This window comes from Micromonospora sp. NPDC005367 (assembly GCF_040606825.1).
GTDB lineage: Bacteria > Actinomycetota > Actinomycetes > Mycobacteriales > Micromonosporaceae > Micromonospora.
Genome location: NZ_JBEXFP010000006.1, coordinates 36,732 through 61,948 on the forward strand (window position 1 = coordinate 36,732; position 25,217 = coordinate 61,948).

Annotated in this window: 26 protein-coding genes and 1 pseudogene; 10 read left to right on the forward strand and 17 right to left on the reverse strand. The window is 72.1% G+C overall.

Annotation, left to right across the window (positions count from 1 at the left end):
- Window positions 1-345 precede the first annotated feature (345 nt).
- A complete protein-coding gene (locus ABZS42_RS06480; RefSeq protein WP_355142922.1) occupies window positions 346-1,644 on the forward strand; it encodes a sensor histidine kinase in 1,299 nt (432 codons plus the stop codon).
- Between the two features lie 25 nt (window positions 1,645-1,669).
- A complete protein-coding gene (locus ABZS42_RS06485; RefSeq protein WP_355143067.1) occupies window positions 1,670-2,326 on the forward strand; it encodes a response regulator transcription factor in 657 nt (218 codons plus the stop codon).
- 26 nt (window positions 2,327-2,352) lie between these two features.
- Here the strand turns inward: ABZS42_RS06485 and ABZS42_RS06490 are convergent, their stop codons facing one another.
- The 3 genes from ABZS42_RS06490 to ABZS42_RS06500 are packed head-to-tail and all read right to left on the reverse strand — an operon-like array spanning window position 2,353 to window position 4,940.
- Window positions 2,353-3,003, reverse strand: coding sequence for an HAD hydrolase-like protein (locus ABZS42_RS06490; RefSeq protein WP_355142923.1), 651 nt, complete (start codon window positions 3,001-3,003; stop codon window positions 2,353-2,355).
- Between the two features lie 25 nt (window positions 3,004-3,028).
- Entirely contained in the window at window positions 3,029-3,283 is a 255-nt protein-coding gene (locus ABZS42_RS06495; protein ID WP_355142924.1) for a glutaredoxin family protein, read from the reverse strand.
- On the reverse strand, window positions 3,273-4,940 hold the full coding sequence (locus ABZS42_RS06500; RefSeq protein ID WP_355142925.1) for an AMP-binding protein: 1,668 nt from the start codon (window positions 4,938-4,940) through the stop codon (window positions 3,273-3,275). Before ABZS42_RS06500 ends, ABZS42_RS06495 begins: the two co-directional genes overlap by 11 nt.
- 575 nt (window positions 4,941-5,515) lie before the next feature.
- Here ABZS42_RS06500 and ABZS42_RS06505 point away from each other — a divergent pair.
- The 3 genes from ABZS42_RS06505 to ABZS42_RS06515 all read left to right on the forward strand — a co-directional run bounded on the left by ABZS42_RS06505 (window position 5,516) and on the right by ABZS42_RS06515 (window position 8,616).
- A complete protein-coding gene (locus ABZS42_RS06505) occupies window positions 5,516-6,487 on the forward strand; it encodes an ECF subfamily RNA polymerase sigma factor, BldN family (RefSeq protein ID WP_355142926.1) in 972 nt (323 codons plus the stop codon).
- Window positions 6,488-6,776: 289 nt separating this feature from the next.
- Entirely contained in the window at window positions 6,777-7,658 is an 882-nt protein-coding gene (locus ABZS42_RS06510) for a DUF5667 domain-containing protein (RefSeq protein WP_355142927.1), read from the forward strand.
- Between the two features lie 85 nt (window positions 7,659-7,743).
- The gene (locus ABZS42_RS06515; RefSeq protein WP_355142928.1) at window positions 7,744-8,616 is read left to right on the forward strand and encodes an HAD-IB family hydrolase; all 873 of its coding nucleotides are present in this window, start codon (window positions 7,744-7,746) and stop codon (window positions 8,614-8,616) included.
- A gap of 18 nt (window positions 8,617-8,634) precedes the next feature.
- Here ABZS42_RS06515 and ABZS42_RS06520 read toward each other — a convergent pair whose 3' ends face one another.
- The 8 genes and pseudogenes from ABZS42_RS06520 to ABZS42_RS06555 form a co-directional block, all read right to left on the reverse strand.
- Window positions 8,635-9,585 (reverse strand): lysophospholipid acyltransferase family protein, encoded by a 951-nt coding sequence (locus ABZS42_RS06520; protein ID WP_355143068.1) that lies wholly within the window; start codon window positions 9,583-9,585, stop codon window positions 8,635-8,637.
- Between the two features lie 56 nt (window positions 9,586-9,641).
- Window positions 9,642-10,715 (reverse strand): NAD-dependent epimerase/dehydratase family protein, encoded by a 1,074-nt coding sequence (locus tag ABZS42_RS06525; RefSeq protein WP_355142929.1) that lies wholly within the window; start codon window positions 10,713-10,715, stop codon window positions 9,642-9,644.
- A 118-nt stretch (window positions 10,716-10,833) separates the two neighbouring features.
- The gene (locus ABZS42_RS06530; RefSeq protein WP_007465623.1) at window positions 10,834-10,935 is read right to left on the reverse strand and encodes an AURKAIP1/COX24 domain-containing protein; all 102 of its coding nucleotides are present in this window, start codon (window positions 10,933-10,935) and stop codon (window positions 10,834-10,836) included.
- Between the two features lie 341 nt (window positions 10,936-11,276).
- Window positions 11,277-11,486 (reverse strand): helix-turn-helix domain-containing protein, encoded by a 210-nt coding sequence (locus tag ABZS42_RS06535; protein WP_076466789.1) that lies wholly within the window; start codon window positions 11,484-11,486, stop codon window positions 11,277-11,279.
- 261 nt (window positions 11,487-11,747) lie between these two features.
- Window positions 11,748-11,894, reverse strand: a pseudogene (locus ABZS42_RS06540) (ABC transporter ATP-binding protein); the annotation flags it as partial.
- 52 nt (window positions 11,895-11,946) lie between these two features.
- A complete protein-coding gene (locus ABZS42_RS06545; protein WP_355142930.1) occupies window positions 11,947-13,236 on the reverse strand; it encodes a hypothetical protein in 1,290 nt (429 codons plus the stop codon).
- 167 nt (window positions 13,237-13,403) lie between these two features.
- Window positions 13,404-13,982 (reverse strand): WHG domain-containing protein, encoded by a 579-nt coding sequence (locus ABZS42_RS06550; RefSeq protein WP_355142931.1) that lies wholly within the window; start codon window positions 13,980-13,982, stop codon window positions 13,404-13,406.
- On the reverse strand, window positions 13,975-14,772 hold the full coding sequence (locus ABZS42_RS06555; protein ID WP_355142932.1) for an alpha/beta hydrolase: 798 nt from the start codon (window positions 14,770-14,772) through the stop codon (window positions 13,975-13,977). Before ABZS42_RS06555 ends, ABZS42_RS06550 begins: the two co-directional genes overlap by 8 nt.
- Before the next feature lie 78 nt (window positions 14,773-14,850).
- On the opposite strand from ABZS42_RS06555, the gene ABZS42_RS06560 reads away from it, so the two are divergent.
- Window positions 14,851-15,252 (forward strand): VOC family protein, encoded by a 402-nt coding sequence (locus ABZS42_RS06560; RefSeq protein ID WP_355142933.1) that lies wholly within the window; start codon window positions 14,851-14,853, stop codon window positions 15,250-15,252.
- A gap of 7 nt (window positions 15,253-15,259) precedes the next feature.
- Here ABZS42_RS06560 and ABZS42_RS06565 read toward each other — a convergent pair whose 3' ends face one another.
- A complete protein-coding gene (locus ABZS42_RS06565) occupies window positions 15,260-16,180 on the reverse strand; it encodes a proline dehydrogenase family protein (protein WP_355142934.1) in 921 nt (306 codons plus the stop codon).
- A gap of 185 nt (window positions 16,181-16,365) precedes the next feature.
- On the opposite strand from ABZS42_RS06565, the gene ABZS42_RS06570 reads away from it, so the two are divergent.
- Window positions 16,366-16,950, forward strand: a complete 585-nt coding sequence (locus ABZS42_RS06570) for a CGNR zinc finger domain-containing protein (RefSeq protein WP_355142935.1) — start codon at window positions 16,366-16,368, stop codon at window positions 16,948-16,950.
- 55 nt (window positions 16,951-17,005) lie between these two features.
- Here the strand turns inward: ABZS42_RS06570 and ABZS42_RS06575 are convergent, their stop codons facing one another.
- Entirely contained in the window at window positions 17,006-17,812 is an 807-nt protein-coding gene (locus ABZS42_RS06575; protein ID WP_355142936.1) for a sugar phosphate isomerase/epimerase, read from the reverse strand.
- 80 nt (window positions 17,813-17,892) lie between these two features.
- Window positions 17,893-18,837 carry a Ppx/GppA phosphatase family protein gene (locus tag ABZS42_RS06580; protein ID WP_355142937.1) on the reverse strand — a complete coding sequence of 315 codons (945 nt, stop codon included), beginning with the start codon at window positions 18,835-18,837 and terminating at the stop codon, window positions 17,893-17,895.
- A 78-nt stretch (window positions 18,838-18,915) separates the two neighbouring features.
- Here ABZS42_RS06580 and ABZS42_RS06585 point away from each other — a divergent pair, with 78 nt between their 5' ends.
- On the forward strand, window positions 18,916-19,713 hold the full coding sequence (locus tag ABZS42_RS06585; protein WP_355143069.1) for a hypothetical protein: 798 nt from the start codon (window positions 18,916-18,918) through the stop codon (window positions 19,711-19,713).
- 272 nt (window positions 19,714-19,985) lie between these two features.
- Here the strand turns inward: ABZS42_RS06585 and ABZS42_RS06590 are convergent, their stop codons facing one another.
- Both ABZS42_RS06590 and ABZS42_RS06595 read right to left on the reverse strand, forming a co-directional pair.
- Window positions 19,986-20,669, reverse strand: coding sequence for a response regulator transcription factor (locus tag ABZS42_RS06590; protein ID WP_355142938.1), 684 nt, complete (start codon window positions 20,667-20,669; stop codon window positions 19,986-19,988).
- Between the two features lie 22 nt (window positions 20,670-20,691).
- Window positions 20,692-21,975 (reverse strand): ATP-binding protein, encoded by a 1,284-nt coding sequence (locus ABZS42_RS06595; RefSeq protein ID WP_355142939.1) that lies wholly within the window; start codon window positions 21,973-21,975, stop codon window positions 20,692-20,694.
- A gap of 200 nt (window positions 21,976-22,175) precedes the next feature.
- Between ABZS42_RS06595 and phoU the strand changes: the two genes are divergently transcribed.
- Window positions 22,176-22,829: a phosphate signaling complex protein PhoU gene (phoU, locus tag ABZS42_RS06600; protein WP_355142940.1), complete on the forward strand. Its 654-nt coding sequence runs from the start codon at window positions 22,176-22,178 to the stop codon at window positions 22,827-22,829.
- A 72-nt stretch (window positions 22,830-22,901) separates the two neighbouring features.
- On the opposite strand, the gene ABZS42_RS06605 is transcribed toward phoU, so the two are convergent.
- Entirely contained in the window at window positions 22,902-23,669 is a 768-nt protein-coding gene (locus ABZS42_RS06605) for a phosphoglyceromutase (RefSeq protein ID WP_355142941.1), read from the reverse strand.
- A gap of 154 nt (window positions 23,670-23,823) precedes the next feature.
- Between ABZS42_RS06605 and ABZS42_RS06610 the strand changes: the two genes are divergently transcribed.
- Window positions 23,824-25,116, forward strand: coding sequence for an MFS transporter (locus ABZS42_RS06610; RefSeq protein ID WP_355142942.1), 1,293 nt, complete (start codon window positions 23,824-23,826; stop codon window positions 25,114-25,116).
- The last annotated feature ends 101 nt before the right edge of the window (window positions 25,117-25,217 follow it).

Genomic DNA, 25,217 nt, shown 5'->3' on the forward strand with positions numbered 1-25,217 from the left:
TGTGCTAGCAGGGCGCGTCGAAATTACAGAGTAGGCGCTTGTGAAGAGGTGCACAAATCGCGATCTTGTCAGCTCGCGATGCGGCTCCACCTGGCCCTCCATTCCACAAGATCGATCCGGCGCGGCTGCCGGAACCGCGAGGCGATTATTGCTCAATCCCGACTTCTCTGACCAATCCCGCGCCGTTGCCGCCTCCTATTCGCCCGCTAAATGCGCTTGATCCGGCATTTTCCGGCCGAAACCTCAGCCGCCACCGATCGAAAAGTCGGAGGTAGGGGAAGCCCTACGGTGCAGAGGGCGGGCTACGGGATGGGCCGGTGACCGAGCTTTGCCTAGCCTTTGGACATGACCACCGTCACCGTCGTCGCCAACCAGTCGAAACTGGCGCCGACCGTCACCCGTCAACTCCTGCTCGACTCCGGCTACGTGCTGCTCGGCCTTCCGCTGGCGCTGGCCAGCTTCGTCGTGCTCCTGGCCGGCACGGCGCTCGGCATCGGCCTGATGGTGACGGTGATCGGCCTGCCCGTACTCGCGGGCACCCTGTACGCCGCCCGGGGCCTGGCCGACATCGAACGGCTACGGCTGCCCTCCGTACTGCACCAGCCCCGGGTACGTCCCCACTACCGGGCGGCGGAACCGGGCGCGAGCGCCTGGCGGCGGATCTTCGTACCGATCGCCGACGCCCAGTCCTGGCTCGATCTGGCGCACGGCATCTTCAAGCTGATCGTCACGGTGAGCACCTTCGTGGTGACCGTGGTGTGGTGGGCGGGAGCCGTCGGCGGCACGCTCTACTGGGTGTACGACTGGGCGCTGCCGCGCAGCCCCGACGAGACCGACCTGGCCGAACTGCTCGGCCTGGGAAGCTCCACGCTCAGCCGCGTCGGCCTCTACACCGCCGTCGGCGTCTTCTTCCTGATCACTCTGCCGATCGTGGTCCGCGGCTGCGCCCTGCTACAGGCCCGCTTCGCCCGGGCGATGCTCACCGGGGTGGCGGAGATGCGCGACCGGATCATCGTGCTCGAGGAGCAGAAGCGGGCCGCGGCCTCCGCCGAGGCGACCGCCCTGCGCCGGCTGGAACGGGACATCCACGACGGCCCCCAGCAACGGCTGGTCCGGTTGGCGATGGATCTCAGCCGCGCCCGCCAGCAACTCGCCTCCGACCCGGAGGCCGCCGGGCGGACCCTGGACGAGGCCGTCGCGCAGACCCGGGACACGCTGGCCGAACTGCGGGCTCTCTCCCGGGGCATCGCGCCGCCGATCCTGGTCGACCGCGGCCTGCCCAGCGCCCTTGCCGCGCTCGCCGGGCGCGGGCTGATCCCGATCGAGCTGCGGGTCGACCCGGAACTCGGCAGCCCGACCGGCCGACTCGACCCGGCCGTGGAGAACACCGCGTACTTCGTGGTGGCCGAATCGCTCACCAACGTCGCCAAGCACAGCCGGGCGACCGAGTGCCAGGTGAGCGTGCAACGGTCGGGCCGGCGGCTCGCGGTGAGCGTCGGCGACGACGGCCAGGGCGGCGCGCACGTGGCGAAGGGCCACGGGCTGGCCGGAATCGCCGACCGGGTCCGGGCCGCGGGCGGCGAACTGGTGGTGGTCAGCCCGCCCGGCGGACCCACCGAGGTCCGCGCCGACCTGCCGCTGTGAGGCCGGCATGGTAGACAACACCACCATGCGCGTGGTGATCGCCGATGACGCCGTCCTGCTCCGCGAGGGACTGGTGCGGCTGCTGACCGAGACCGGGCACGACGTGGTGGCCGTCGTGGGTGACGGAGACGCCCTGGTCGAGGCGGTGGTGGAGCACCGGCCGGACGTGTCGATCGTCGACGTGCGGATGCCGCCCACGCACACCGACGAGGGGCTGCGGGCGGCGGTGCAGGCCCGCCAGCTGGTGCCGCGCAGTCCGGTCCTGGTCCTCTCCCAGTACGTGGAGGTGTCGTACGCCGACGACCTGCTGGCCACCACCGGCGGCGCCGGCGGCGGCGGGATCGGCTACCTGCTCAAGGATCGGGTGGCCGCGATCGACGAGTTCCTGGACGGGCTGCGGCGGGTGGCCGCGGGGGGTACGGTGCTCGACCCGGAGGTCGTCGGCCAGCTGTTCGCCCGGCGCCGCCGCGACGACCCGCTACGCGAGCTGACCCCGCGCGAGCGGGAGGTGCTCGGGCTGATGGCCGAGGGACGGTCCAACACGGCGATCGCACGCACCCTCGTGGTGAGCGACGGAGCGGTGGAGAAGCACGTACGCAACATCTTCACCAAGCTCAACCTGCCACCCGACACCGAGCAGCACCGCCGGGTCCTGGCCGTCCTGACCTACCTGCGCAACTAGCCGAGCCGCCACCGCCGCGGGCGGGGTCAGGGCAGGGTCCGGGCCAGCCTCGCGGCCTCGGTCAGGGTGTCGGCGACCGGGTGGCCGGAGGCGCGCAGCCGGGCCGGGTCGGTGAAGCCGCCCGTGTAGAGCACCACGCCGGCGCCCACCGCTACGGCGGCGTCCGCGTCGTCGATCGAGTCGCCCACCAGCACCACCGAACTCCCCTCCAGGCCCAGTTCGGCGAGGTGCTTCTGGAGCGACTCGGCCTTGCGGTCGCCGCCGAGCCCGCCGCGGAGCCCGTCCACCCGCAGGAAGTTCCCGGTCAGCCCGAAGCCGTGCACCGTCGGCACCAGCTCGTCGTGGAACCACATGGAGAGCAGCGACTGGCTGCCGGGCCACGTCTGCATCGCGGTCCGCGCGTCGGCGGCCAGCTCACAGGTGGTCAGTCCGTTGCGGTACGCCTCGTGGAAGATCCGGTCCAGCCGGCCGAACGCCTCGTCGTCGACCGCCTGGCCGAGCACGTCGGCGTAGTACTCGGCGACCGGTCGGCGGAACCGCACCCGGTGCTCGTCCGCGGTCACGCTCGGGCCGCCGACGCTGGCGAACGCGACGTTGGTGGCGGCGACCACCAGGCTGAGGTCGTTGAGCAGGGTGCCGTTCCAGTCCCAGACCAGATGGGGGCGTGCGGGGGTCATGTCGGGGAAGGCTACCGGGCGCCGCTCACAGCTGGGGAGTGGTGAGGTCCCGCAGCAGCCGTTCCTCCTCCACCCGCCAGTAGCCGTGCTCCTTGCCGTCGAGCAGCACCACCGGCAGCCGGTCGCCGTAGTCGCGTTCCAGCTCCAGGTCTTCGGTGACGTCCCACTCGACCCACCGGTCGCCGGTGACCGCGACCACCCGTCCCAACGCGGCGCGCGCCTCATCGCAGAGGTGGCAGTCGGGTCGGGTGATCAGGGTGAGCCTGGCGTCACTGGCCATCGGGCACCTCCGTACGCGGGTCGGCCGGAACCGACAGGTCGTCGACCGGCACCGCCGGGGACGGCACCGAGGCGGTCGTGGCGGTCGCCGACCGAAGCAGGGTCTTACGGACCTTACCGATCACCGAGTGCGGCAGGGCGTCGACGAACTCGACGCCGGTCGGGCACTTGAACCGGGCCAGGTTCCGTGCGCAGTGGCCGAGCAACTCCTCCGCCGTCACCGGGACTCCGGGCGCCCGGACCACGTACGCCCGGACAGTCTCGCCGGTCCGCGGGTGCGGCACACCCAGTACCGCCGACTCGGCCACCCCCGGGTGCCCGTCGAGCACCGACTCCACCTCGCGCGGGTAGACGTTGAAGCCGTTGACCAGGATCAACTCGCCGAGCCGGTCGACCAGGAAGAGGTCACCGTCCTCGTCGGCGTACGCGACGTCGCCGGTGGACCACCAGCCCGCGGCATCCGGGCCGTCCCGCCCGTCCGGCCAGTAACCGGCGAAGAGGTTCGCGCCCCGCACGACGATCTGGCCGGGGTCGGTGCCCGGCGCGGCGTCCGAGAGGTCCGGCCCGTCGGGGTCGTCGTCCGGCGCGGGCACCCCGTCGTGCCAGAGTTCGGTGCCGTCGGCGGCCACCAGGCGCAGCTCGACACCGGGCAGCGGCCGACCGATCGAGCCGGACTTGGGGCCGCGACCGACCAGGGTGGAGGTGAGCACCGGGGCGGTCTCGGTGAGGCCGTACCCGATGTGCACCGGACATCCGGCGGCGGAGGTGAAGCGGGCCGCCACGGCCGGCTCCAGGGGCGCCGCGCCGCAGACCACCAGCCGGACCGACGCCATCGCCGCGGCCAGCGCGTCGGCGCCCGCCGTGGACCAGGCCAGCACCATCGACGGTACGCCGACCAGCACGGTGACCCGGTGCCGGGCGATCTCGGCGAGCGCCATGTCCGGGCCGAGTTCGTCCACCAGCACACCTGTCGCGCCGTGGTGGATCACCGCGCCGAGCCCCGAGTTGAGCCCGTACGCGTGGAACAAGGGCAGCGCCAACAGCACGATGTCCTCCGGCCCGACCACCGGTGGCTCGATGCGGCTCACCTGCTCCAGGTTGGCCAGCAGCGCGCCGTGCGACAGCATCGCCCCCTTGGGCCGACCCTCGGTGCCGGAGGTGTAGAGCAGCACCGCGAGATCGTCACCACCGCGCACGGGGAGGTCGGTGGCGGCGTCGGAACTGCCGGCCGGCGGGCTGGTGTGCACCGCGGTGAGTCCCGGCAGCTCCCCGGCGTACGGGGCGACGAGGCCGCGGACCCGTTCGGTGGCGATGAGCACCGCCGCGCCGGAGTCCGCGAGCACGTGCCGCAGTTCCGGCCCGGTGAGGCCGGCGTTGACCGGCACGGCGACGAGCCCGGCGCGCAGGGTGCCGAGGTAGCTGACCACGAAGTCCGGTGTGTTGGGCAGGGCGATGGCGACTCGGGGCGGCTGCCCTGCGGGGCCCGGTTCGACGGCGGCGACGAGCGCGTGGGCCGCCGCGGTCACCGCGGCGTCCAGTTCGGACCAGCTGATCGTCCGGTCCCGCCAGCGCAGCGCCGGTCGGTCACCGTGGGCGACGGCCGCCCGGCGTACCCGGTCGGCGAGGTTCGGGACGGCTCTGTTCACTGCGTCCTGCACGGTGGCTGAGTCTGGCACAGCGGTCGGTCGGCGGCCATGCTCCGGACGCGCACCGTCCGCGCCGGCAGTCCCGTCAACGGGACGGGACACTGTGCCATCGGTGATCCAATCGCGTCTCATCGATGGGACGTCGCACCGCGCCACGACCGTCCCGTCGGCGGCGTGTCGGCCGGCCGACCGACACGCCCGGGGGACGTCCTATATGAAGGTGCTGACCAGGGGTTCCACTCCGGACCACCGGAACCACGCAAAGTCAACCGCACACGACGGACAACCGGTCCGCCATGGGTGCGACACGGCGGTAAATACTTCGGCCCTGTGTAACGGACTTGCCACGCGCGGGTGACGTTGGCCCCTATCATCACTCGGGTCGGCTCACCCCATTTGCCGTGAGTCGACACCCCTCAGCCCGAGGAGGCCCCCGTGCCCGTCAGTGCATTGGACCAGCACCTCAAGGGGATTTGCCGCCCGCCGGCACACCCCGGAACCGCCATGTCCGCCCCCGGCTTGCCCGCCGGGCGCGGTCGAGCGGTACGACCGGCACGGCCAACGGCCGGCTGGACGGGAGGCGCACGATGAGCACCTTCGGCTACACGGAACGCCCGGTCGGTCTGACCGGTCAGGCCACCCGCAGCACGGTGAACGAACGAGCCGCCGCCAGGCAGGGCACCCACGACGACGGCGCCGCGCTCGCCGTACAGGGCGAGGGCACCGCCAAGCGGCTGCGAAACCGGCAGCACAACGAGCCGCCGGCCCGGCCGGCGGTGCCCGGCGGGAACGCCATGCCGGCCGGTGCCCGGGTCGCCGCACCACCCCGGCCCACCATGCCCGTACAGAGCCGCCGCGTCGACGACGCCCCCGCCGTGGCCGACCCGTCCGCGGGTGAGACGGCCGTGCTGCCCGCCGTGCCGGCGGCCACCGCGCCCGCGCCCACCGGCACCAGCAGCACCACCGGCTTCCCGAGCCGTCCCGACCCGTCCGACCCGGCGACCGAGGTGTGGGCCCTGGTCGAACGGGCGCAGGCCGGTGAGTCCGAAGCGTTCGGCCTCATCTACGACCGGTACGTCGACACGGTCTTCCGCTTCGTCTACTTCCGGGTCGGCAACCGGCAACTGGCCGAGGACCTGACCTCCGACACGTTCCTGCGCGCACTCAAGCGGATCGGCAGCTTCACCTGGCAGGGCCGCGACCTGGGTGCCTGGCTCGTCACCATCGCCCGAAACCTGGTCGCCGACCATTTCAAGTCCGGTCGTTACCGGCTGGAGGTCACCACGGGCGACGTGCTCGACGCCGACCGCGAGGATCGCGGCCCGGAGGGGAGCCCGGAGGCGGCGGTGGTCGAGCACATCACGAACGTCGCCCTGCTCAGCGCGGTCAAGCAACTGAACCCGGAGCAGCAGGAGTGCATCGTGCTCCGGTTCCTCCAGGGCTTCTCCGTGGCCGAGACGGCCCGGGCGATGGGCAAGAACGAGGGTGCGATCAAGGCGTTGCAGTACCGCGCGGTGCGTGCGCTGGCCCGCCTCCTGCCCGACGGCTTCCAGGCGTAGTCCGACTAACGGAACCGGCGTTGCGCGATCTCCGATCGCGCAGTACAGAGTCGATTTCGCAAGGTGATTCCGGTCACTTTCTGTCATTTCCGCCCCGCCAGGCCCGTAACCCGTGCCCGGCGCGCTCCGTTTCTCCGGGTGCGACCGGTGGTTGCCCCGGTATCCCCCCGGGCACTCCGAGGTCGGCGGGCGCACCTGCTCACGACCTCATCTCGCGGTATCACGCTGCCGCCGGTCGTCGCCCATACGGCGGCCGACCGGCCGTGACCAGCGAGAGGAGGTGCCCGCGGTGGACAACGCCCTCTTCTCCCGCCGGCGCGCCGAGCGCTTCGCCCAGCTTCTCGACGAGGCCAACGGCGCCCGACGGCATCATGTCCGGTCCCGGGTCGACGACGAACTCGCCCCGCTCGTGGCGGTCGGCCAGCGGCTCGTCGCCGAGCGCCCGAAGGTCGACGTGGATCCGGAGTTCCGCACCGGGCTGCGCGCCATGCTGCTGGCCACCGCCGAGCGCGAGGGGCTGGGCACACCGGCCACCGCGACGGCCGCACCGGCCGGCGAGCGCGCCACGGCGGGTGCCCGTGGCGCCCTGATGCCCTCGGTCACGGCGCGCCGAGCCCGTGCCCGCGGCGCCATCCTGGTCGGCGTGGCGGCCGGCGCGATCGCCGTCTCCGGCATCTCGGCCGCCAGCGAGAACGCGGTACCGGGCGACGCGCTGTACGGCATGAAGCGCGGGACGGAACGCGCGCAGCTCGCCCTGGCCAGCTCCGACGTCAGCCGCGGCCAACTCTTCCTCGACTTCGCCCGCACCCGCCTCGGCGAGGCCGCCGAGCTGCGCGGCGACCACGTCGGCTTCAGCACCGTACTCGACGACATGGACGCCGACACCCGCCAAGGCGTACGGCTGCTGACCGCCGCCGCCGTGCAGCGCGCTGACGCGGCGAGCCTGGACGCGGTCAACACGTTCGTGACCGAACAGCGACGCGCGGTCAGCGACCTGCTCGACGGGGCCAACCGCACCAACCGGGGCCGCACCCGCGAGTCGCTGGAGCTGCTCGACAGCGTCCGCGAGCGCTCCGACGCGCTGCGCGCCGCGCTCGGCTGCGGTCTCCCCGCGCCAGTGGCCAGTGACAGCCTCGGCCCGGCTCCCGACACCTGCCCCGCTGACCGCTGACCGGCGGGCACTGTCAGACCTCTGCCCGCCGTCCCCGGTCCGGCTACGCTCGCTGGAGGCGTACCGGTTCAGGGAGGGAGGTCGAGTGGTTCGCAGCCGGAAGGTGACGGTCAGCACCGACGTACACGGCCACACCGCCGGCTGGGCGGAGGCCGAGTCGGCCCCGCCGCCCTCCGTACCGGATCCCACCGCGGCCGCTTTCTTCGACGTGGACAACACGATGATGCAGGGCGCGTCGATCTACTGGTTCGCCCGTGGGCTCGCCGCCCGCAACTACTTCACCACCACCGACCTGGCCCGGTTCGCCTGGCAGCAGCTCCGGTTCCGGATGCTCGCTCGGGAAAACGCCGGCGACATGTCGCAGGCCAGGGATGCCGCGCTCGCCTTCATCGAGGGTTGGCGGGTGGACGAGATGGAGCGGCTCGCCCAGGAGATCTTCGACGAGATGATGGCGCCCCGCATCTGGGTGGGCACCCGCCAGCTCGCCCAACGGCATCTCGACGCCGGTGAGCGGGTCTGGCTGGTGAGCGCCGCGCCGGTGGAGATCGGCCGGGTGATCGCGTCCCGGCTCGGATTGACCGGGGCGATCGGCACGGTCGCCGAGATCGTCGACGGCGCGTACACCGGCCGCCTGGCCGGTGATCTGATGCACGGGCCGGCGAAGGCCGAGGCGGTGCGGCAACTCGCCGCCGTGGAAGGGCTCGACCTCACCCGCTGCGCCGCCTACAGCGACTCCGCCAACGACCTGCCGCTGCTCTCCGCGGTCGGCCGACCGGTGGCGGTGAACCCGGACGGTGCGCTGCTGCGCCGCGCGCGGGAGTACGGCTGGGAGGTGTGCGACTTCCGCACCGGCCGCCGGGCCGTCAAGATCGCCGTACCGTCCACCGCCGCGGCCGGCATCCTGGTCGGTGCGGTCAGCGCCGGCATGGCGCTGCACCGGCGCCGCCGACCGGGCTGACCAGACGGGCCCGGCCGCTCACGGGCCGAACGGGTCCGGACGGCGCTCGAGCAACTTGTGCAGGGTCTGCTGAATGGTCTCCCGCACCTGGTCGGCGAGGTTGAAGACCACCAGCGGGTCGTCGGCGGAGTCGGTCAGGTGTGCCGTCGGGATCGGCGGGCAGAACTCGATCAGCCACTTGCTCGGTAGCGGAACCATGCCCAGCGGCCCGAGCCAGGGGAAGGTCGGCGTGAGCGGGAAGTAGGGCAGCTTCAGCAGCCGGGCCAGCGGCTTGATGTCGGCGAGCATCGGGTAGATCTCCTCGCCACCGACGATCGCCACCGGCACGATCGGCGTGCCGGTACGCAGCGCGGCCGAGACGAAGCCACCCCGGCCGAAGCGTTGCAGCTTGTACCGGTCGGCGTAGAGCTTGCCGATGCCCTTGAAGCCTTCCGGGAAGACGCCCACCAGCTCACCCCCGCCGAGCAGCCGTTCCGCGTCCGGGTTGCAGGCCACCGTGCCGCCCGACTTGCGCGCCAGCTCGGAGACGACCGGCATCCGGAACACCAGGTCGGCGCCGAGCAGGCGGAGGAACCGGTGCCGGGGGTGCCGGTCGTGCAGGGCGGTCGCCAGGATCAGGGCGTCCAGCGCCACCGTCCCGGAGTGGTTCCCCACCACCAGGCCGGCGCCGTCGGCGGGGACGTTCTCGATCCCGGTCACCTCGGTGCGGAACCAGTCCCGGTAGAGCACCCGCACCAGCGGATGCAGGACCCGTTCGGTCAGCTCCGGGTCGAAGCCGAACTCGTCGACCTCGTAGTCGCCGGAGAGCCGCCGGCGCAGGAACTCCAGACCGCTCGCCACCTTGCGGTCCCAGGGATCTCCGGGCACGTCGGCCACCGCGGACCCGGCCGGCCGAGCCGACTCCGCCGGATCGTTGCGTCGGTGTCCGTTGCGTCGTGCCGGGTCCGCGGCCGGGTCCGGGGCGTCCATCGGTACGTCGAACCGGCCGCCCGCCCCGGCACCACCGTGCTCCTGCCCCGCCCCGGTCACGACCGCTCCCGGACAGCGGCCCGCACCTGCCGGATCCCGTCCAGCACCGCCTGCTCGGCGGCGGCCAACTGTTCGCGGGTCAGCACCGCCCGACCGTGGTGGGCGCGGATGAAGTCGTCGAAGGCGGCGGCGGTGGAGCGCGGCGTGAACGCGTACTCGCGCTCCAGCCGGCTGGTCTCCACCACCCGGCCGTGCACGAAGAGGTCGACCTGGTCCAGACCGATGCGGCCGAAGCCGAGGGTGCGCGCGAGCGCGGCGGCGTTGGAGAGACCGGGCTCCAGCACCGGTACGGCCACCCGGCCGGCCCGCCGGATCGCCTGCGTCAGGGAGAGCACACCCGGCCCGGCCACGTTGTAGGTGCCGGGATGGTCCTCGACGACGGACCGGTGCAGCACCTCGAGGGCGTCGTCGAAGTGCAGGAACTGCAACCGGGGATCCCGGCCGAGAACGGTCGGCACGAGCGGCTGGGAGAAGTATCGGGTCAGCGTCGTGTCGGCGGTCGAGCCGATGAACGGCGCGAAGCGCAGGACCGTCGCCGTGACGTCGGGACGGCGACGGCGGAAGCCTCGGACGTACCCCTCGATGTCCAGGATGTCGCGGCCGAAACCGCCGCGCGGCACTTCGCGGGGTTCGGTCTCCTCCGTGAAGACGGCCGGATCGCGGAACGAGGCTCCGTACGCCGCCGTCGAGGAGCGGATCACGAGCTTGCGGAGCCGGGGTGCCCGCTGACAGGCGGCGAGCAGTTGCATCGTGCCGATGACGTTCTGCTCCTTCATCGCCCCGCGGCCGCCGTGCTGCGGATCGGGGGCGGTGACGAGCGCGAGGTGTACCACCGCGTCGACGTCCAGGTCGGCGAGGAGGCTGCCGAGCGAGCCGCCGTCGACCCGGAGCCGTTCCACCCCGTCGGGCAGGTCGGTGAGCTCCCCGCCGGACTCGGGCGGGTCGATGCCGATGACCCGTTCTATCCGCTTGTCGGCGGCGAGCCGCGCGGCCACGTGTGCGCCGAGATAGCGACCCACCCCGGTGACGACGACAACCCCCGGAGCACCAGGGGTGCCACCGGGGGTCATCCTCCGCACCTCCCTCGGCAGGCGGGATCGAGCCGGGACAACCACGGCCTGATCACCTGAGCCTCCGAGGGTCGACAGGTGGCAAGTGACCGTTGCCGGGCCGTCGGCCCGGCAACGGTCACTTGCCGAGACGGCGACGCTGGACGCGGGTCTTGCGCAGCAGCTTGCGGTGCTTCTTCTTAGCCATGCGCTTGCGGCGCTTCTTGACCACCGAGCCCATACGAAAGCCTTTCGATGCAACGTGCGGGGCGGACCGGCTACCACCACCACGCGGGTGGGCGTCGGCGACCGCTTGCGGACAACGGACCGGACCAGTTCGGGCGTCAGGGCGCACCGGGGTGCGGTCACGGTCGGGCTCCAGGGTAGCGGGAGAGCATCAGCAGGACCAACGCGGCCCCGTCGATGTGCCCGCCGGAGCTGGGTCGGGGCCCCGACCGCGACGCCCGGCGACCCCGTCGGCGCTGCCCGGAACGCCTTTCCGTACGCACCCATGGGCCCGCCGGCTCATCCCTCGCGCCCGCCGTGGCCGGTCAGGCCGGGTGCCCCGGCCGACCCGGCTGATCAGGCGGTTTCCTGAAAGGCACCGCGGAGATACTCGTGCACCGCGTGCTCGGGCACCCGGAACGACCGGCCGACCCGCACGGCGGTCAGCTCACCGCTGTGCACCAGGCGGTAGACCGTCATCTTCGACACCCGCATGACCGTCGCCACCTCGGCGACGGTCAGGAACTTGACCTCCGACAGTCGACCGTCGGACTGCGACCCGGTCATGGCTCACCCGACCCATCCCATGCCCAGCACGCGCCAGTGCCGGCGGAATGCTCCCGCACGGACCGGCGACGCGCGTGTTACCAGTACGGTAGCGGGGCCGTTGTGACCGGCGCGATCCCTTCGTGCAACTGATCATGATTCCGGACTCGGGTTCACCCGTTCCGAGCAGGCGATATTCGCCCTACCGCGCGGGGCGTCCCGTTGCCGGGACCTGAGCGTGCCGGAGTCGCTCCGCCACGGCGCGCAGCCGGGCGGCGGAAGGCGCCCGGTGGCTCCGGTGGCGCCACCGGAGCCACCGGGCGGGTGCCCCGGGCCGCTTCCGGACGCGGCACCGGGGCTCCGCGCTGGGAGCGGGACCAGTGTCGCAGGTACGCCGGAGCCACCCGACACCGGTGGATCATGAAGTCCGGGATGGCACGGCCGGGACCGACCGCATCGTCCGTCGCGACGGCGGTGGCGGTCAGCCGGCCAGCGTGCGGATGTAGGCGACACACTGGCTGTGCAGGGCCGACCAGTCCTCGCCGAAAACCTGCTCGGCGGCCTGCTCCGGCGGCGTACGGTCGTGCAGCACGGCCGCGACGAAGGCCAGCAGGCGCTGCTCACCGAAACGGTCGACGAGGTGCCGGACGGCCAGGTAGCCGAGGCCGTAGCTGCCGGCGACCCGCGCCGCGGGTGCGTCGTCGGCCGGCGCGAGGGCGTCCAGCCGGCCGTTCCAGCCGCCCCGAACCAGCTCGCGCACCTGGGCCAGGCCCTGGTAGCGGCTCACCGGCTGGCCGTCGGCGCCCGCGTACTCGGCCAGCCCTTCCACCAGCCACCAGGTGGTCTTGCCCGGATAGCCCTGCTCGGGCAGCGAGGCGGCGTGGGTCAACTCGTGCCGGAGCAGATCGTCCAGGCCGGCGGCCGTCGTCCCGTCCGCGTTGATCACCACCTCGTGGTGGCCACCGCCGACGTTGACCGCGTACCCGCCGGTCCATTTCGGGCGACCACCCCCGTACCAGCGTTCCCACTCGGCGCGGCCGGCGTAATAGATCAGGTAACGGTCCGGCGGCGATCCGGCCACCGCGTACCGGTCGGCGACCTTCGCCGCCGCCTCGGCCTGGGTCAGCAGGGCGGGCAGCTTCCCGCGCAGCGCGGGCGTCGTCGCCACGCTGGTTCGCGCGCCGGCTGCCACGACCAGTTCGTCCACCTCCCACGGCCGGGTGCCGGTCTCCGCGGACTTCGACTCCTCGACGGCGACGAGCCGGGGCTGCTGCCCGGCGTCGCGCCACCGGGTGCCGGCCAGCACCGGGCTGGGGCGGCAGCCGGGCGTAGCGAAGCAGTACTGGAACCGCACCAGAATCCGCCACTCGCCCGGCCGGTCGGTCATCGCGGTGGGCAGGCCGGTCACCTCGGCCCGCCAGGTGGTCACCTGCAGCGCCCGCAACGCGTTGAACCGGCGGCGCAGGTCGGCGTGCGCGGTCGGCTCGGCCACGGCGAGGAAGCCGGCCTGGTCTCCCGCGAGCAGGGCAGCGGACTGTCGTTCCAGCGCCGCGGCGATCCGGGCGGCGAGATCACGCGCGGCCTGGGTCGCCGGGTCGCTCGTCGCGGGCCCGGCCCGCTGCACCATCGCCCGTCCGTCGGGCTCCCTGATCGCCGCTGTCAGCAGCGCCGCCGGCACACCGCAGGTGAACAGCAGCAGCACGACCAGGGTGAGCACCAACCACAGGGGCCGGATCCGGCGCGGCACGGCTTCGTCCAGACCGTCAGTCACCCGGCGAAGGGTAGCCACCGATCGGTGGATCCGGCGAGGCCGGCATCACTAGTCACTGCGGACGGACGTCGCGGCAGCATGACCGATCGTCCGGCGTGGTCGGTGAACCGGATCAATGCGGCGGCCGCCACCCAGACGATCACCATGGCGAGCGCGAGCGCCCAGGATCAACCCGTCCACCTGGTGCCCCAGGCACGGAGCGCGGCGTCGAGCGACCCGATCATCTGGTCGTAGGAGCGGTCGAGGTCGCGAGGCAGGCCGAAGCCGCCGGCCACCTCCAACGAGACGAACCCGTGCAACGCGCTACGCAGCGTCCGGGCGGCGTCGACCGCGGCGTCGCCGGTGATCCCGTAGCCGTGCAGTACCGCGTAGACGGCGCGGACCGCCCGCTCGCCGGCGGCCACGTGGTCCGGGTCGGCCGGATCCGGCACCTGCTGGGTGGCCGGGTACCGGCCGGGGTGCCGGCGCGCGTACGACCGGTAGGCGGCGGCGACGGCATGCAGCGCGTCGGCACCGGCCCGCCCGACGGCGGCCGTCATGAGCTCGTCGGCCAGTTCGGCGGTGGCGAACGCGGAGAGCTTCTGGGCCAGGGCGTCCGCGCCCCGGACGTGCTTGTAGAGGCTGGGCAGTGCGACGCCGAGCCGACCGGCCACTGCGGCGAGGGTGAGCTGCTCCCGGCCGACCTCGTCGACGAGCCGGGCCGCCTCGCGTACGACGATCTGCTGGTTGAGCCCGGCCCTAGGCACCGGCGCTCACCTCCAGGAACGCGGTGAGCTGCTCCGCGGTGCGCTCCGGCTGGTCGGCGTGCGGGTAGTGACCGGAGTCGTCGATCATGCGCGCCTCCGCGGTGCCGAAGAGCCGCCGGGCGGCCCGCGCCTCGGCGCCGGGATCGGCGAAGTCCGGGTCGCGGGTGCCCATGAGGATCAGGACCGGCTGCCGGACCTCGCGCGCCCGGATGGTCCAGTGCGGCTCGACCTGGGCGATCACACCGCGCACCGCAACCATCCGGCCGGGCTCACGCAGGTTGGCGACCATCGCCCGCCGGTACGCGGCGTCGTCGGCCGGACGGGTGACCGGGAAGAGCGTCCGGTGGAACATCCCGAACAGCCGTGGACTGCGCAGCACCAGCGCCTGGGCGAGCCGCATCGCCGGGTTCGCCTTGGACGGCTCGACCAGCGCGCCGATCACCACGATCCCGGCGACCCGCTCCGGCCCGTCGGCGGCGGCGAAGACGACCGCGGCGGCGCTGGACGAGCTGCCGACCAGCACGGCCGGACCGCCGAGGTCGTCGACCACGGCCAGCAGGTCGCCACCGACCTCCGCCGGGGCGTACGTGGGCCAACCGACGGTGGACTCGCCGTGCCCCCGGACATCGACGGCGGCCACCCGGTAGCCGGCCGCGACGAGCAGCGGGGCCAGGTGCCGCCAGGATGCCCGGTTCTCCCCCATGCCGTGCGAGAGGACGACGAGCGGGCCCGCCCCCAGCACCTCGTACGCGATGCGTCCGCCGGGCCGCTCAACCGAACTAACACTCATCACTCAGAAGCTAATCGCATTAGCCACCGTCGTCAAGGGCTTGACCTCACCTCGGCTTGAAGTCGCACGATCGACCACATGCCGAACGTTCGAAGCGCCGTACCGCACCTGCGCATCGCCCGCCCGAGCCGCGACCTCGTCGCAGCAGAACGCTTCTGGGTCGGCGGCCTCACCCTCGACGTGCTCTGCCGCTCCACCCCCGACGGACCCGACGAGCACGATCTGCTGATGCTGGGCTGGCCGGACGCCCAGTGGCACCTGGAACTGGTCGCCGGCGTACCCGCCCCGACCCCGACCGAGGAGGACCTGCTCGTGCTCTACCTCGACGGACCGATCGACGAGGACCTGGTGCGGGAACTGGAACGGGCCGGCGGGACGCGAGTCTCCGCCGGCCCGTACTGGGACCGCTGGGGTGTGACGCTGACCGATCCGGACGGCTACCGCCTGGTGCTCAGCACCCGGGGCTGGTCGAACCGGTGAACCCGGCCTACTTCTTCGACACCAGCGCGCGAGCGAAGAAGGCCATGTTGGCCGGACGCTCCGCGAGACGGCGCATCAGGTAGCCGTACCACTGGTCGCCGTACGGCACGTACGTGCGCACGGTGTAGCCCTCGCCGACCAGCCGGGTCTGCTCCTCCGGCCGGATGCCGTAGAGCATCTGGAACTCGAACCGATCCGGCCCCCGGTCGAACCACCGGGCCCGGTCCTCCCCGATCGCGATCAGTCGCGGGTCGTGCGTGGCCAGCATCGGGTAGCCGTCGCCCGACATCAGGATGTTCATGCACCGGACGTATGACTTGTCCACCTCGTGGGCGGTCTGGTAGGCCACCGATTCCGGCTCCTTGTACGCCCCCTTGCAGAGGCGTACCCGGGAGCCCGCCGAGGCCAGTTCCCGGCAGTCCGACTCGGTCCGCCGCAGGTACGCCTGGAGCACCGCCCCGGTCGACGGGTAGTCCTTGCGCAGCCTGGCCAGGATCTCCAGCGTCGAATCAGTGGTGGTGTGGTCCTCCATGTCCAGGGTGACCGTCGTGCCCGCCGCGTCGGCCGCCGCGCAGATCGCCCGCGCGTTGTCGTACGCGAGCTGCTCGTCGAACGTCTGCCCGAGCGCGGAGAGTTTCACGCTGACCTCGGCCGCCGGGGTGAGTCCCGCCGCGCCGAGCAGCCGCAGCAGCGCCAGGTACTCGTCCCGCGTGGCGTTGGCCTGTTCGGGGGTGACGGTGTCCTCGCCGAGGTTGTCGAGGGTGACCGCGAGACCGTCGTTGACGAGCGCACGGGTGGCGTGCAGCGCGTCGTCGGTCTTGGCGCCGGCCACGAACCGGCGCACGACGTCCCGGGTGAACGGGGCCGTCGCGACGAGCCGCTCGACCTGGGACGACCGGGAGGCGGCGAGGATGACGGAACGGAGCATGGGGCGAGCGTATCGCCCGGCCGAAGCCCGACGTGGAGGGGCAGCCCCGCAGGCCGGTAGGGGCCCACGGTCGACGTGTCGCGTTGCCCGGACGGCCCCCTGGCAGCCGAGCGCCGGCCACCACCCCCTTCTGCCGCACTACATCGACGCGCCACATGGCGTCTGAGTCGTCTACGGTTGTGAGCGTGAACTTCGACGCGTACGCCCGGACCGGCGTTGACCTCGTCAACGCCCGCCTGGACGACCTCGACGACCTGCGGGCCCTCTTCCCCGAGACCAGCGCATGGATGCGCGAAGAGGTCGCGGAACGGGACCTGACGATCTTCCGACGGGCGCAGAAGCGCCTACGTGACGTCTTCGACTACGGCACCTCCGGGCGGGACGCCGACGCCGTGGCCGAACTCAACGCGCTGCTCGAGGCCTTCCCCGTACAGCCGCGCATCTCGGGCCACGACTCCAGCGACTGGCACATGCACGTGACCAGCCGGGGCGCCTCGGTGAGTTCCGAGTACCTGGCCGGCGCGGTCTGGGGCCTGTCGGTCTGGCTGTGCGAGTACGGCAGCGCGCGATTCGGGGTCTGCGCCGACCAGCGCTGCGGCAACGTCTACCTGGACACCTCGTCGAACTGCTGCCGGCGGTTCTGCTCCGAGCGCTGCGCCACCCGCTCGCACGTGGCCGCGCACCGGGCCCGCAAGCGGGCCGCGATCGGCGAGCAGGCCACCGTCGCCGCTCAGCCGGTACCGGCCGACTCACTGACGCCCGTCAGCTGAGGTCGCCGCCGTCCGCCCGGGCGCAGCGTCGCCGACGATGCCTCGCGCGGACGGGTCAGGCGTCGACCGGGGACGGCGTGATCAGGTGCTGACGGGCGAAGTCCAACGCGGCGCGCAGATCGGCCTCGCGTACCGCCCGGCTGCGTGCTCCCCGGGTCGACACCTCGACCGCCACCGAACCGGTGAAGCCGCGCCCCGCCAGTGACCGCAGCACCTCGGCGCAGGGTTGGGTGCCCCGCCCCGGTACCAGGTGTTCGTCGCGCCCCTCGCCGGTGCCGTCGCCGAGGTGCACGTGCGCCAGCGCGTCGCCCATCCGGTCGGCCATCTCCAACGAGTCGGTGTGCGACGCGGCGCAGTGCGACAGATCGAGGGTGTACGCGGGGTAGCCGGTCTCCGTCGGATCCCAGCCCGGCACGTACGGGACGAACTGCCGGCCGGCCATCCGGACCGGGTACATGTTCTCCACGGCGAAGCGCAGATCCGGGTAGCGGTCGGCGATCTCGCCGAGCCCGTCGCGGAAGTTGCGGGCGTAGTCGCGCTGCCAGGTGAAGGGCGGATGCACCACCACCGTCGGCGCCTCCAGCGCCTCGGCCAGCTCGGCCGACCGGCGCAGCCGCTCCCACGGGTCGGGGCTCCACACCCGCTGCGTCACCAGCAGGCAGGGGGCGTGCACGGAGAGCACCGGCACCCCGTAGTGCTGGGCGAGGCCACGCAACGCACCGGAGTCCTGGCTGACGGCGTCGGTCCAGACCATCACCTCGATCCCGTCGTAGCCGAGGGCCGCGGCCAGCTGGAAGGCCGCCGCCGTCCGCTCCGGGAAGACCGAGGAGCTGGAGAGGAGCACCGGGACTCGGGACGTCACTCAGCCAGGGTAGCCCCGCGGCGCGCGCGACACATGGTGACGACCGGGCACAAACCGGCCGTACGGACCCGGGGTAGCCCTCAGTGCGTACCGAGCTGGTCCAGCCGGCGCAGGATGACCCCTTCCCGCAGCGCCCACGGGCAGATCGTCAGCTTCTCGACGTCCAGCTTGCGCATCACCGTCTCGGCCACGACCGCGCCGGCGAGCAGCTGGTGCGCCCGGCCGATGCTCACCCCTTCCAGCTCGGCCAGCTGCCCGGGCGGGATGTGCCGGATGAAGCCGATCACCTGGCGCAGCCCGTTACGGGTGAGGCTGCGCTTCGTCCAGACGCCCGCTCCGGAGGGCGCCGCCCCGGCCAGCCGGGCCAGCGTACGGAACGTCTTCGACGTACCGACCGGCCGTTCCCAACCCACGTCGACGATCTCCTTGAGCACGGGGTCGAGCTGGCCGTCGACGTACTCCCGCAGCTCCTCCACCGCCTGCGCGGACGGCGGCGTCAGGTCCTCCGGCGACACCCGCAGCCGCTCCCGGGTCAGCCGGCCCGCGCCCAGCGGCAGCGAGACCGCGGCCGTCGGGTCCTCGTCGATTCCGGCGGCGATCTCCAGGGACCCGCCGCCGATGTCCAGCAGCAGCAGCCGACCAGCCGACCAGCCGAACCAGCGTCGGACCGCGAGGAACGTCATCCGCGCCTCGTCGGCACCGGGGAGCACCTCCAGGCGTACGCCGGTCTCGTCACGGACCCGGGCCAGCACCTCGGCCGCGTTGGTGGCGTCCCGCACGGCGGAGGTGGCGAACGCGATCAGGTCGTCGGTGTTCAGGCCGGCGGCGGCCGCCTTGGCCATGCTCACCGCCCTGATCAGCATGTCGGCGCCGACCTCGGTCAGCGCGCCGTCGGGCCCGATCTGCTCGGCCAGCCGCAGCACCACCTTCTCGGAGTGTGCCGGCCAGGGGTGCGCGCCATGGTGCGCGTCCACCACCAGCAGGTGGACCGTGTTGGAACCGACGTCGAGGACCCCCAGTCGCATGGTTCGACCCTAGGGCAACAGGTTTACGCGGCTCCCAGGCCCGGACGCCTGACCACGCGTACGCTGGTCCGGGTGACGATGGAGCTCCGCGTACTGGTGGACGACCCGGGCGACCCGCGCAGCCGCGAGGTGCCGCTGGACTTCCCCCGGGAATGGATCGAGTTCGCCGACCCCGCCGACGAGAGCCACCTGATCCGGGCCGACCTCACCTGGTTGTTGTCCCGCTGGACCTGCATCTTCGGCCAGGGCTGTCACGGCATCATCGCCGGTCGGGCCGCCGACGGCTGCTGCTCGCACGGCGCCTTCTTCACCGACTCCGACGACGAGACGCGGGTACGCGCCGCCGTCAAGCGGCTCACGCCGGAGACCTGGCAGCACTTCCGCCGCGGGTTCAAGAAATGGACCGAGAACGACACGGTCGACGGCAAGACCCCGGCTCGTCGGACCGCCACCCGCGACACGGACGCGCCCTGCGTCTTCCTCAACGACCCGGACTTCCCGGGCGGGGGCGGCTGCGCGCTCCACGCCCAGGCGCTGCGCGACGGGGTGCACCCGTTGGAGTACAAGCCGGACGTGTGCTGGCAACTGCCGATCCGCCGGGACCAGGACTGGGTCAAGCGGCCGGACAACACGAAGGTGCTGGTGTCCACCCTGTCGGAGTTCGACCGGCGCGGCTGGGGCGCCGGCGGGCACGACCTGGACTGGTGGTGCACCTCCTCGACGGACGCGCACGTCGGCACCGATCCGATGTACGTCTCCTACGGGCCGGAACTCACCGCACTGATCGGCGCACCCGCGTACGCGAAGCTGGCCGAACTCTGCGCGACCCGGTCCCGCCAGGGCCTGGTCGCCCCGCACCCGGCCGACCAGTCCTGATCACCCCGGCGACCCGCCGGGCCCGTAGCCGCACCCCGCGCCGTAAGCCGCGCCTCCGCACGGCAGCCGCAGCCCTCGCGGCAGCCGGCCCCCTCATGGAGGGTGATCCGCCAGGCCGCCGGCCCTACCTTTCCCGTCGCCCTTTGCTCTGCACACCTATACGCACCGCTCACGCTCCGCAACCGCAGCGGGCGTGCAACGTGACAGGTGGAAAGCATTGAGCACCAGCTCACGGCAGTCCACCGCCGGCCGCGCGCCCTCCCGTCCGCCGATCAGGGCTCGAACTTGTAGCCCAGGCCGCGCACGGTCACGATGTAGCGCGGCGTGGACGGCTCCGGCTCGACCTTGGAGCGGAGCCGCTTGACGTGCACGTCCAGGGTCTTGGTGTCGCCGACGTAGTCGGCGCCCCAGACCCGGTCGATGAGCTGACCCCGGGTGAGCACCCGGCCGGCGTTGCGCAGCAGCAGCTCCAGCAACTCGAACTCCTTGAGCGGAAGCTGCACGGTCCCACCGTCGACGGTCACCACGTGACGCTCGATGTCCATCCGGACCGGGCCGGCCGCCAGCGTCGGGGTGCCCGACTCGGCCGCCTCGGGAGTCTGCCGGCGCAGCACGGCGCGGATCCGGGCCACCAGCTCGCGCGGCGAGTACGGCTTCGTGACATAGTCGTCGGCCCCGATCTCCAGGCCGACGACCTTGTCGATCTCGCTGTCCCGGGCGGTGACCATGATGATCGGCACGTGTGAGCGTTGCCGGAGCTGACGGCAGACCTCGGTACCTGACATTTCGGGCAGCATCAGGTCGAGCAGCACGATGTCCGCCCCGGTCCGGTCGAACTCGGTCAGGGCCGACGGACCCGTCGCGGCGACCGAGACCTCGAAGCCCTCCTTGCGGAGCATGTACGACAGGGCGTCGGAGAACGACTCCTCGTCCTCGACCACCAGAACGCGGCTCAACGGGGTTTCCTTTCCATTGCTGTCAGACCTGCCGAAGCTCGGCTGAACCAGGCTCGATCCCAGCGCCTGGCAGTGTCGTCAGGAGGTCGTCCGGGGGGCGAGCGGGCAACCGGAGGGTGAACGTCGACCCACCACCAAGAGTGCTCGACACATCGACCCGTCCGCCATGGTTGCTCGCGATGTGTTTGACGATGGCCAGCCCCAACCCCGTACCGCCGGTGGATCGGGAACGCGCCTGGTCGGCCCGGTAGAACCGCTCGAAGATCCGATCGACGTCGGTGGGGGCGATGCCGATGCCCTGATCGGTGACGGCGATCTCCACGTGCTCCTCGCCACTGCTGGCGGTGATCCGCACCTTCGTGCCGTCGGCCGAGTAGTTGATGGCGTTCTCGACCAGGTTGGCGACGGCGGTGGCGAGCTGACTGTCACTGCCGTAGACGGTCAGGCCACGCTGCCCCTCGGCCACCACCTCGATCTCGCGGGCGGAGGCCGTGGTGCGCGTACGGTCGACCACCTCGGCGACCACCCAGTCCACCGAGACCGGCTCGGGAGCCGGCTGCGGCTCGGCCCCCTGCAGGCGCGTCAGTTCGAGCAGTTCCTGCACCAGCCGACCGAGCCGGGTGGATTCGTGCTGTATGCGCTCGGCGAACCGACGGGCGGCGACCATGTCCTCGGACAGGTCCGGCGCGGCGTCGGTGGCCGGCTCCGTGGCGTCCAGCAGCGCCTCGGCCAGCAGTTGCAGGGCACCGATCGGCGTCTTCAGCTCGTGGCTCACGTTGGCCACGAAGTCACGCCGCACCCGAGCAAGCCGGTGCGACTCGGTCACGTCGGCGGCTTCCACGGCGATGTACCCGGCACCCACGCCCATCGCCCTGAGGTGTACGCCGAGCGGATTGTCCCCGGCGTTGTCGCGGCCCCGGGGCAGGTCAAGCTCGATCTCACGCCGGATGCCCGTCCGCCGGACCTGACCGGCGAGGGTACGGATCAGCGGGTGCGCCGCTATCGAGCCCGGGCTGGCGCCGGTACGCAGCAGCCCCATCGCCCGGGCTGCGGGATTGACCAGAACGGGAACGTCGTCCGGATCCAGCACGACGACGCCGGCTCGGAGGGAGTCGATCGTACGGCGGCCGAGCCCAGCCTGCGGATCCTCGGCTATCGCGGGCCTCCCCCTGTTCACGTGGGAACTGCCGCTCCCCGTCGACTTGTCACGGCGGGCCCACCTCGACCGGATTCCGGGTAGGAGGATCCCGGCGACCAGTCCGGCCACCAGCGCCACGGCCACTGCGACCGCCACCGCCCATTCCACCTGGCGATCGTAGGGTCATTGTTAACCTGGCTACCGCCCAGAAAGGGATGAAACCGGCTCGCTTCCCGCAAAATTAACGTAACCGTCGGGCGTCGTTCACCGTGATTCATTTCGGGTCCGCCCGTGCGCCCTACCGTGGTCGGCACACCGTTCAATCCTGCGCCGGCCGCGGCCGGCCACGACCCCCACAGGACGTGACAATGCGCGACGAGTTCCGGGCCGATCTACACCTTGTGAGCCAACTGTTGGTGGACATGGCCGAGGGAGTCCGGTCCGCCATGCGGCAGGCTACCCGGGCCCTGCTCACCGCCGACCGGCAGGCCGCCGAGACGGTCATCGAGCGGGACGCCGAGATCGACGACCTCTACCGGCACGTCGAGGAGCGGGTCTGCGACCTGCTGGCGCGGCAGGCGCCGGTGGCCTCCGACCTGCGCGCCATGATCACTGCCCTGCACGTGGCGGCGGACCTGGAGCGGATGGGCGACCTGGCCGACCACGTGGCGAAGACCGCGCTGCGCCGGCACCCGTCGCCCGCCGTGCCGGCCGAGTTGCGCCAGATCTTCACCGACATGGACTCGATCGCCGACCGGATGGCCGAGAAGATCGCCTCGGTGCTGGCCAAGCCCGACGCCGACATCGCCGCCGAGCTCGACCGCGACGACGACGCCATGGACGAGCTGCACAAGCACCTCTTCGGCGTGCTGCTCGGCGAGGACTGGCCGTACGGGGTGGAGACCGCGATCGACGCCACCCTGCTGGGCCGCTTCTACGAGCGCTTCGCCGACCATGCGGTGAACGCCGGCGAGCACGTGGTCTACCTGATCACCGGCGAACAGGCTCCGACGGCGAGCTGAGCCGCGCGCCCGAGCTCCGCAGGGCCCCTGCCGCTTGCGCGGCGGGGGCCCTTTGCCGCACCGGGTAGTGGCTCAGCGGCCTTGGTTGGCGACCGCGGCGGCGGCCGCCTTGGCGGCCTCCGGGTCGAGGTACGTCCCCCCGAGGACCTGCGGACGCAGCTTCGGGTCCAGGTCGTAACGCAGCGGGATGCCGGTCGGGATGTTCAGCTTGGCGATCGCCTCGTCGGAGATCTGGTCGAGGTGCTTGACCAAGGCACGCAGCGAGTTGCCGTGCGCGGCCACCAGCACCGTACGGCCGGCGAGGATGTCCGGCACGATCGAGTCGTACCAGTAGGGGAGCATCCGCTCCACCACGTCCTTGAGGCATTCGGTACGCGGCATCAGCTCAGTGGGCAGCAGCGCGTACCGGGGGTCGCCGACCTGGGACCACTCGTCGTTGTCGTCGATGGGCGGCGGCGGGGTGTCGTACGAGCGCCGCCAGAGCATGAACTGCTCCTCGCCGTACTCGTCGAGGGTCTGCTTCTTGTTCTTGCCCTGCAGAGCGCCATAGTGCCGCTCGTTGAGCCGCCACGACCGGCGCACCGCGATCCAGTGCCGGTCGGCGGCGCTCAGCGCCAGCTCCGCGGTGCGGATCGCGCGCCGCAGCACGCTCGTGTGCACCACGTCCGGCAGCAGGTTGTGTTCGCGGAGCAGCTCACCGCCGCGCCGCGCCTCGGTCTCCCCCTTGGCGGTCAGATCGACGTCCACCCAGCCGGTGAAGAGGTTCTTGGCGTTCCAGTCGCTCTCGCCGTGCCGCAACAGGACCAGCGTCCCGACGGTGGGCCCCTCACTCGCAGTCATGCGGATCATCCTGCCGTACGTCGTGGCTGGACATGCCGCGACCCGTCGTGACGACCACCACGTGGAAAAGCTGGTGACCGAGCGTCAGGGCGCCGACTAGTTTGTAAGGCGCTTTAGATACACCGGTCATTACCAAACACGGGGGCGGTCGCGGATGCGGACGGTGCAGAGCTGGTTTCGGGATACGGCGGGCGGACTGCCGGCGCGGTTCTGGTACCTCTGGACCGGCACCCTGATCAACCGGCTCGGCTCGTTCGTGCTGGTGTTCCTCGCCATCTACCTCACCCAGGAGCGCGACTTCTCGGCCTCCCAGGCGGGCCTGGTCATCGGTCTCTGGGGCGTCGGCGGCGCGGTCGGCACCACCATCGGCGGCACGCTCGCCGACCGCTTGGGCCGCCGGCCCACTCTGCTCACCGCCCAACTCGGCGGGGCGGTCATGATGGTGGGGCTCGGCCTGGCCCGGCCGCTCTGGGCGGTCGCGCTGGGCGCCCTGCTGCTCGGCGCGTTCGCCGAGGCGGCCCGCCCCGCGTTCGGCGCCATGATGATCGACGTGGTGCCGGAGAAGGACCGGTTGCGGGCCTTCTCCCTGAACTACTGGGCGATCAACCTCGGCTTCGCCTGCGCGGCCGTGCTGGCCGGTTTCGCCGCACAGGCCGGTTACCTGCTGCTCTTCCTGATCGACGCGGCGACCACGCTGGTCACCGCATTGATCATCTTCACCCGGGTGGGCGAGACCCGGCGGGCCCGGCCCGTCAGCAAGGGCGCGGCCGCACCGGCGGGCGCGCTGCGCACCATCCTCAGCGACCGGATCTTCCTCGGCTTCGTGGCGCTGAACCTCTTCGCCGCGCTGATCTTCCTCCAGCACATCTCGATGCTGCCGATCGCGATGGGCGACTCCGGTCTGAGCCCCGCGACGTACGGCTCGGTGATCGCGCTCAACGGCGTACTGATCGTGGTGGGGCAACTCTTCGTGCCGCGGCTGATCCGGGGGCGGAACCGGTCCCACGTACTCGCCCTGGCCGCCCTGGTGACCGGCGTCGGCTTCGGGCTCACGGCGTTCGCCCACGCCGCCTGGTTCTACGGGCTCACCGTGCTGATCTGGACGCTCGGCGAGATGCTCAACTCCCCCTCCAACGCGACCCTCATCGCCGAGCTGTCCCCCGCCGAACTTCGCGGTCGCTACCAGGGTGTCTTCTCGCTCTCCTGGCAGATCGCCGGTGCCGCCGCGCCGATCTTCGGCGGGCTGGTCCGTGAGCACGCCGGCAACAGCGCGCTCTGGGTCGGCTGCGCGGTCCTCGGCGCGGTGATGGCCGTGGCCCACCTGGTCTCCGGGCCGGCCCGGGAACGGCGTGCGCTCGCGCTGCGGCGTACCGCCGCCCCGGCGACCGTCATCGAGCCGGCCGCACCGCAGGCCGCCGGGGCCGCCGAGCCGGTACCCGCGAACTGATCGACCCGGCCCGGCCCGACTCGCGCCGCCGGGACGCGAATCGGGCCGGCCCTCGGTGTTCCGATACGGTCAGGCGGTAACGGTTAACAAACCGAACTGTC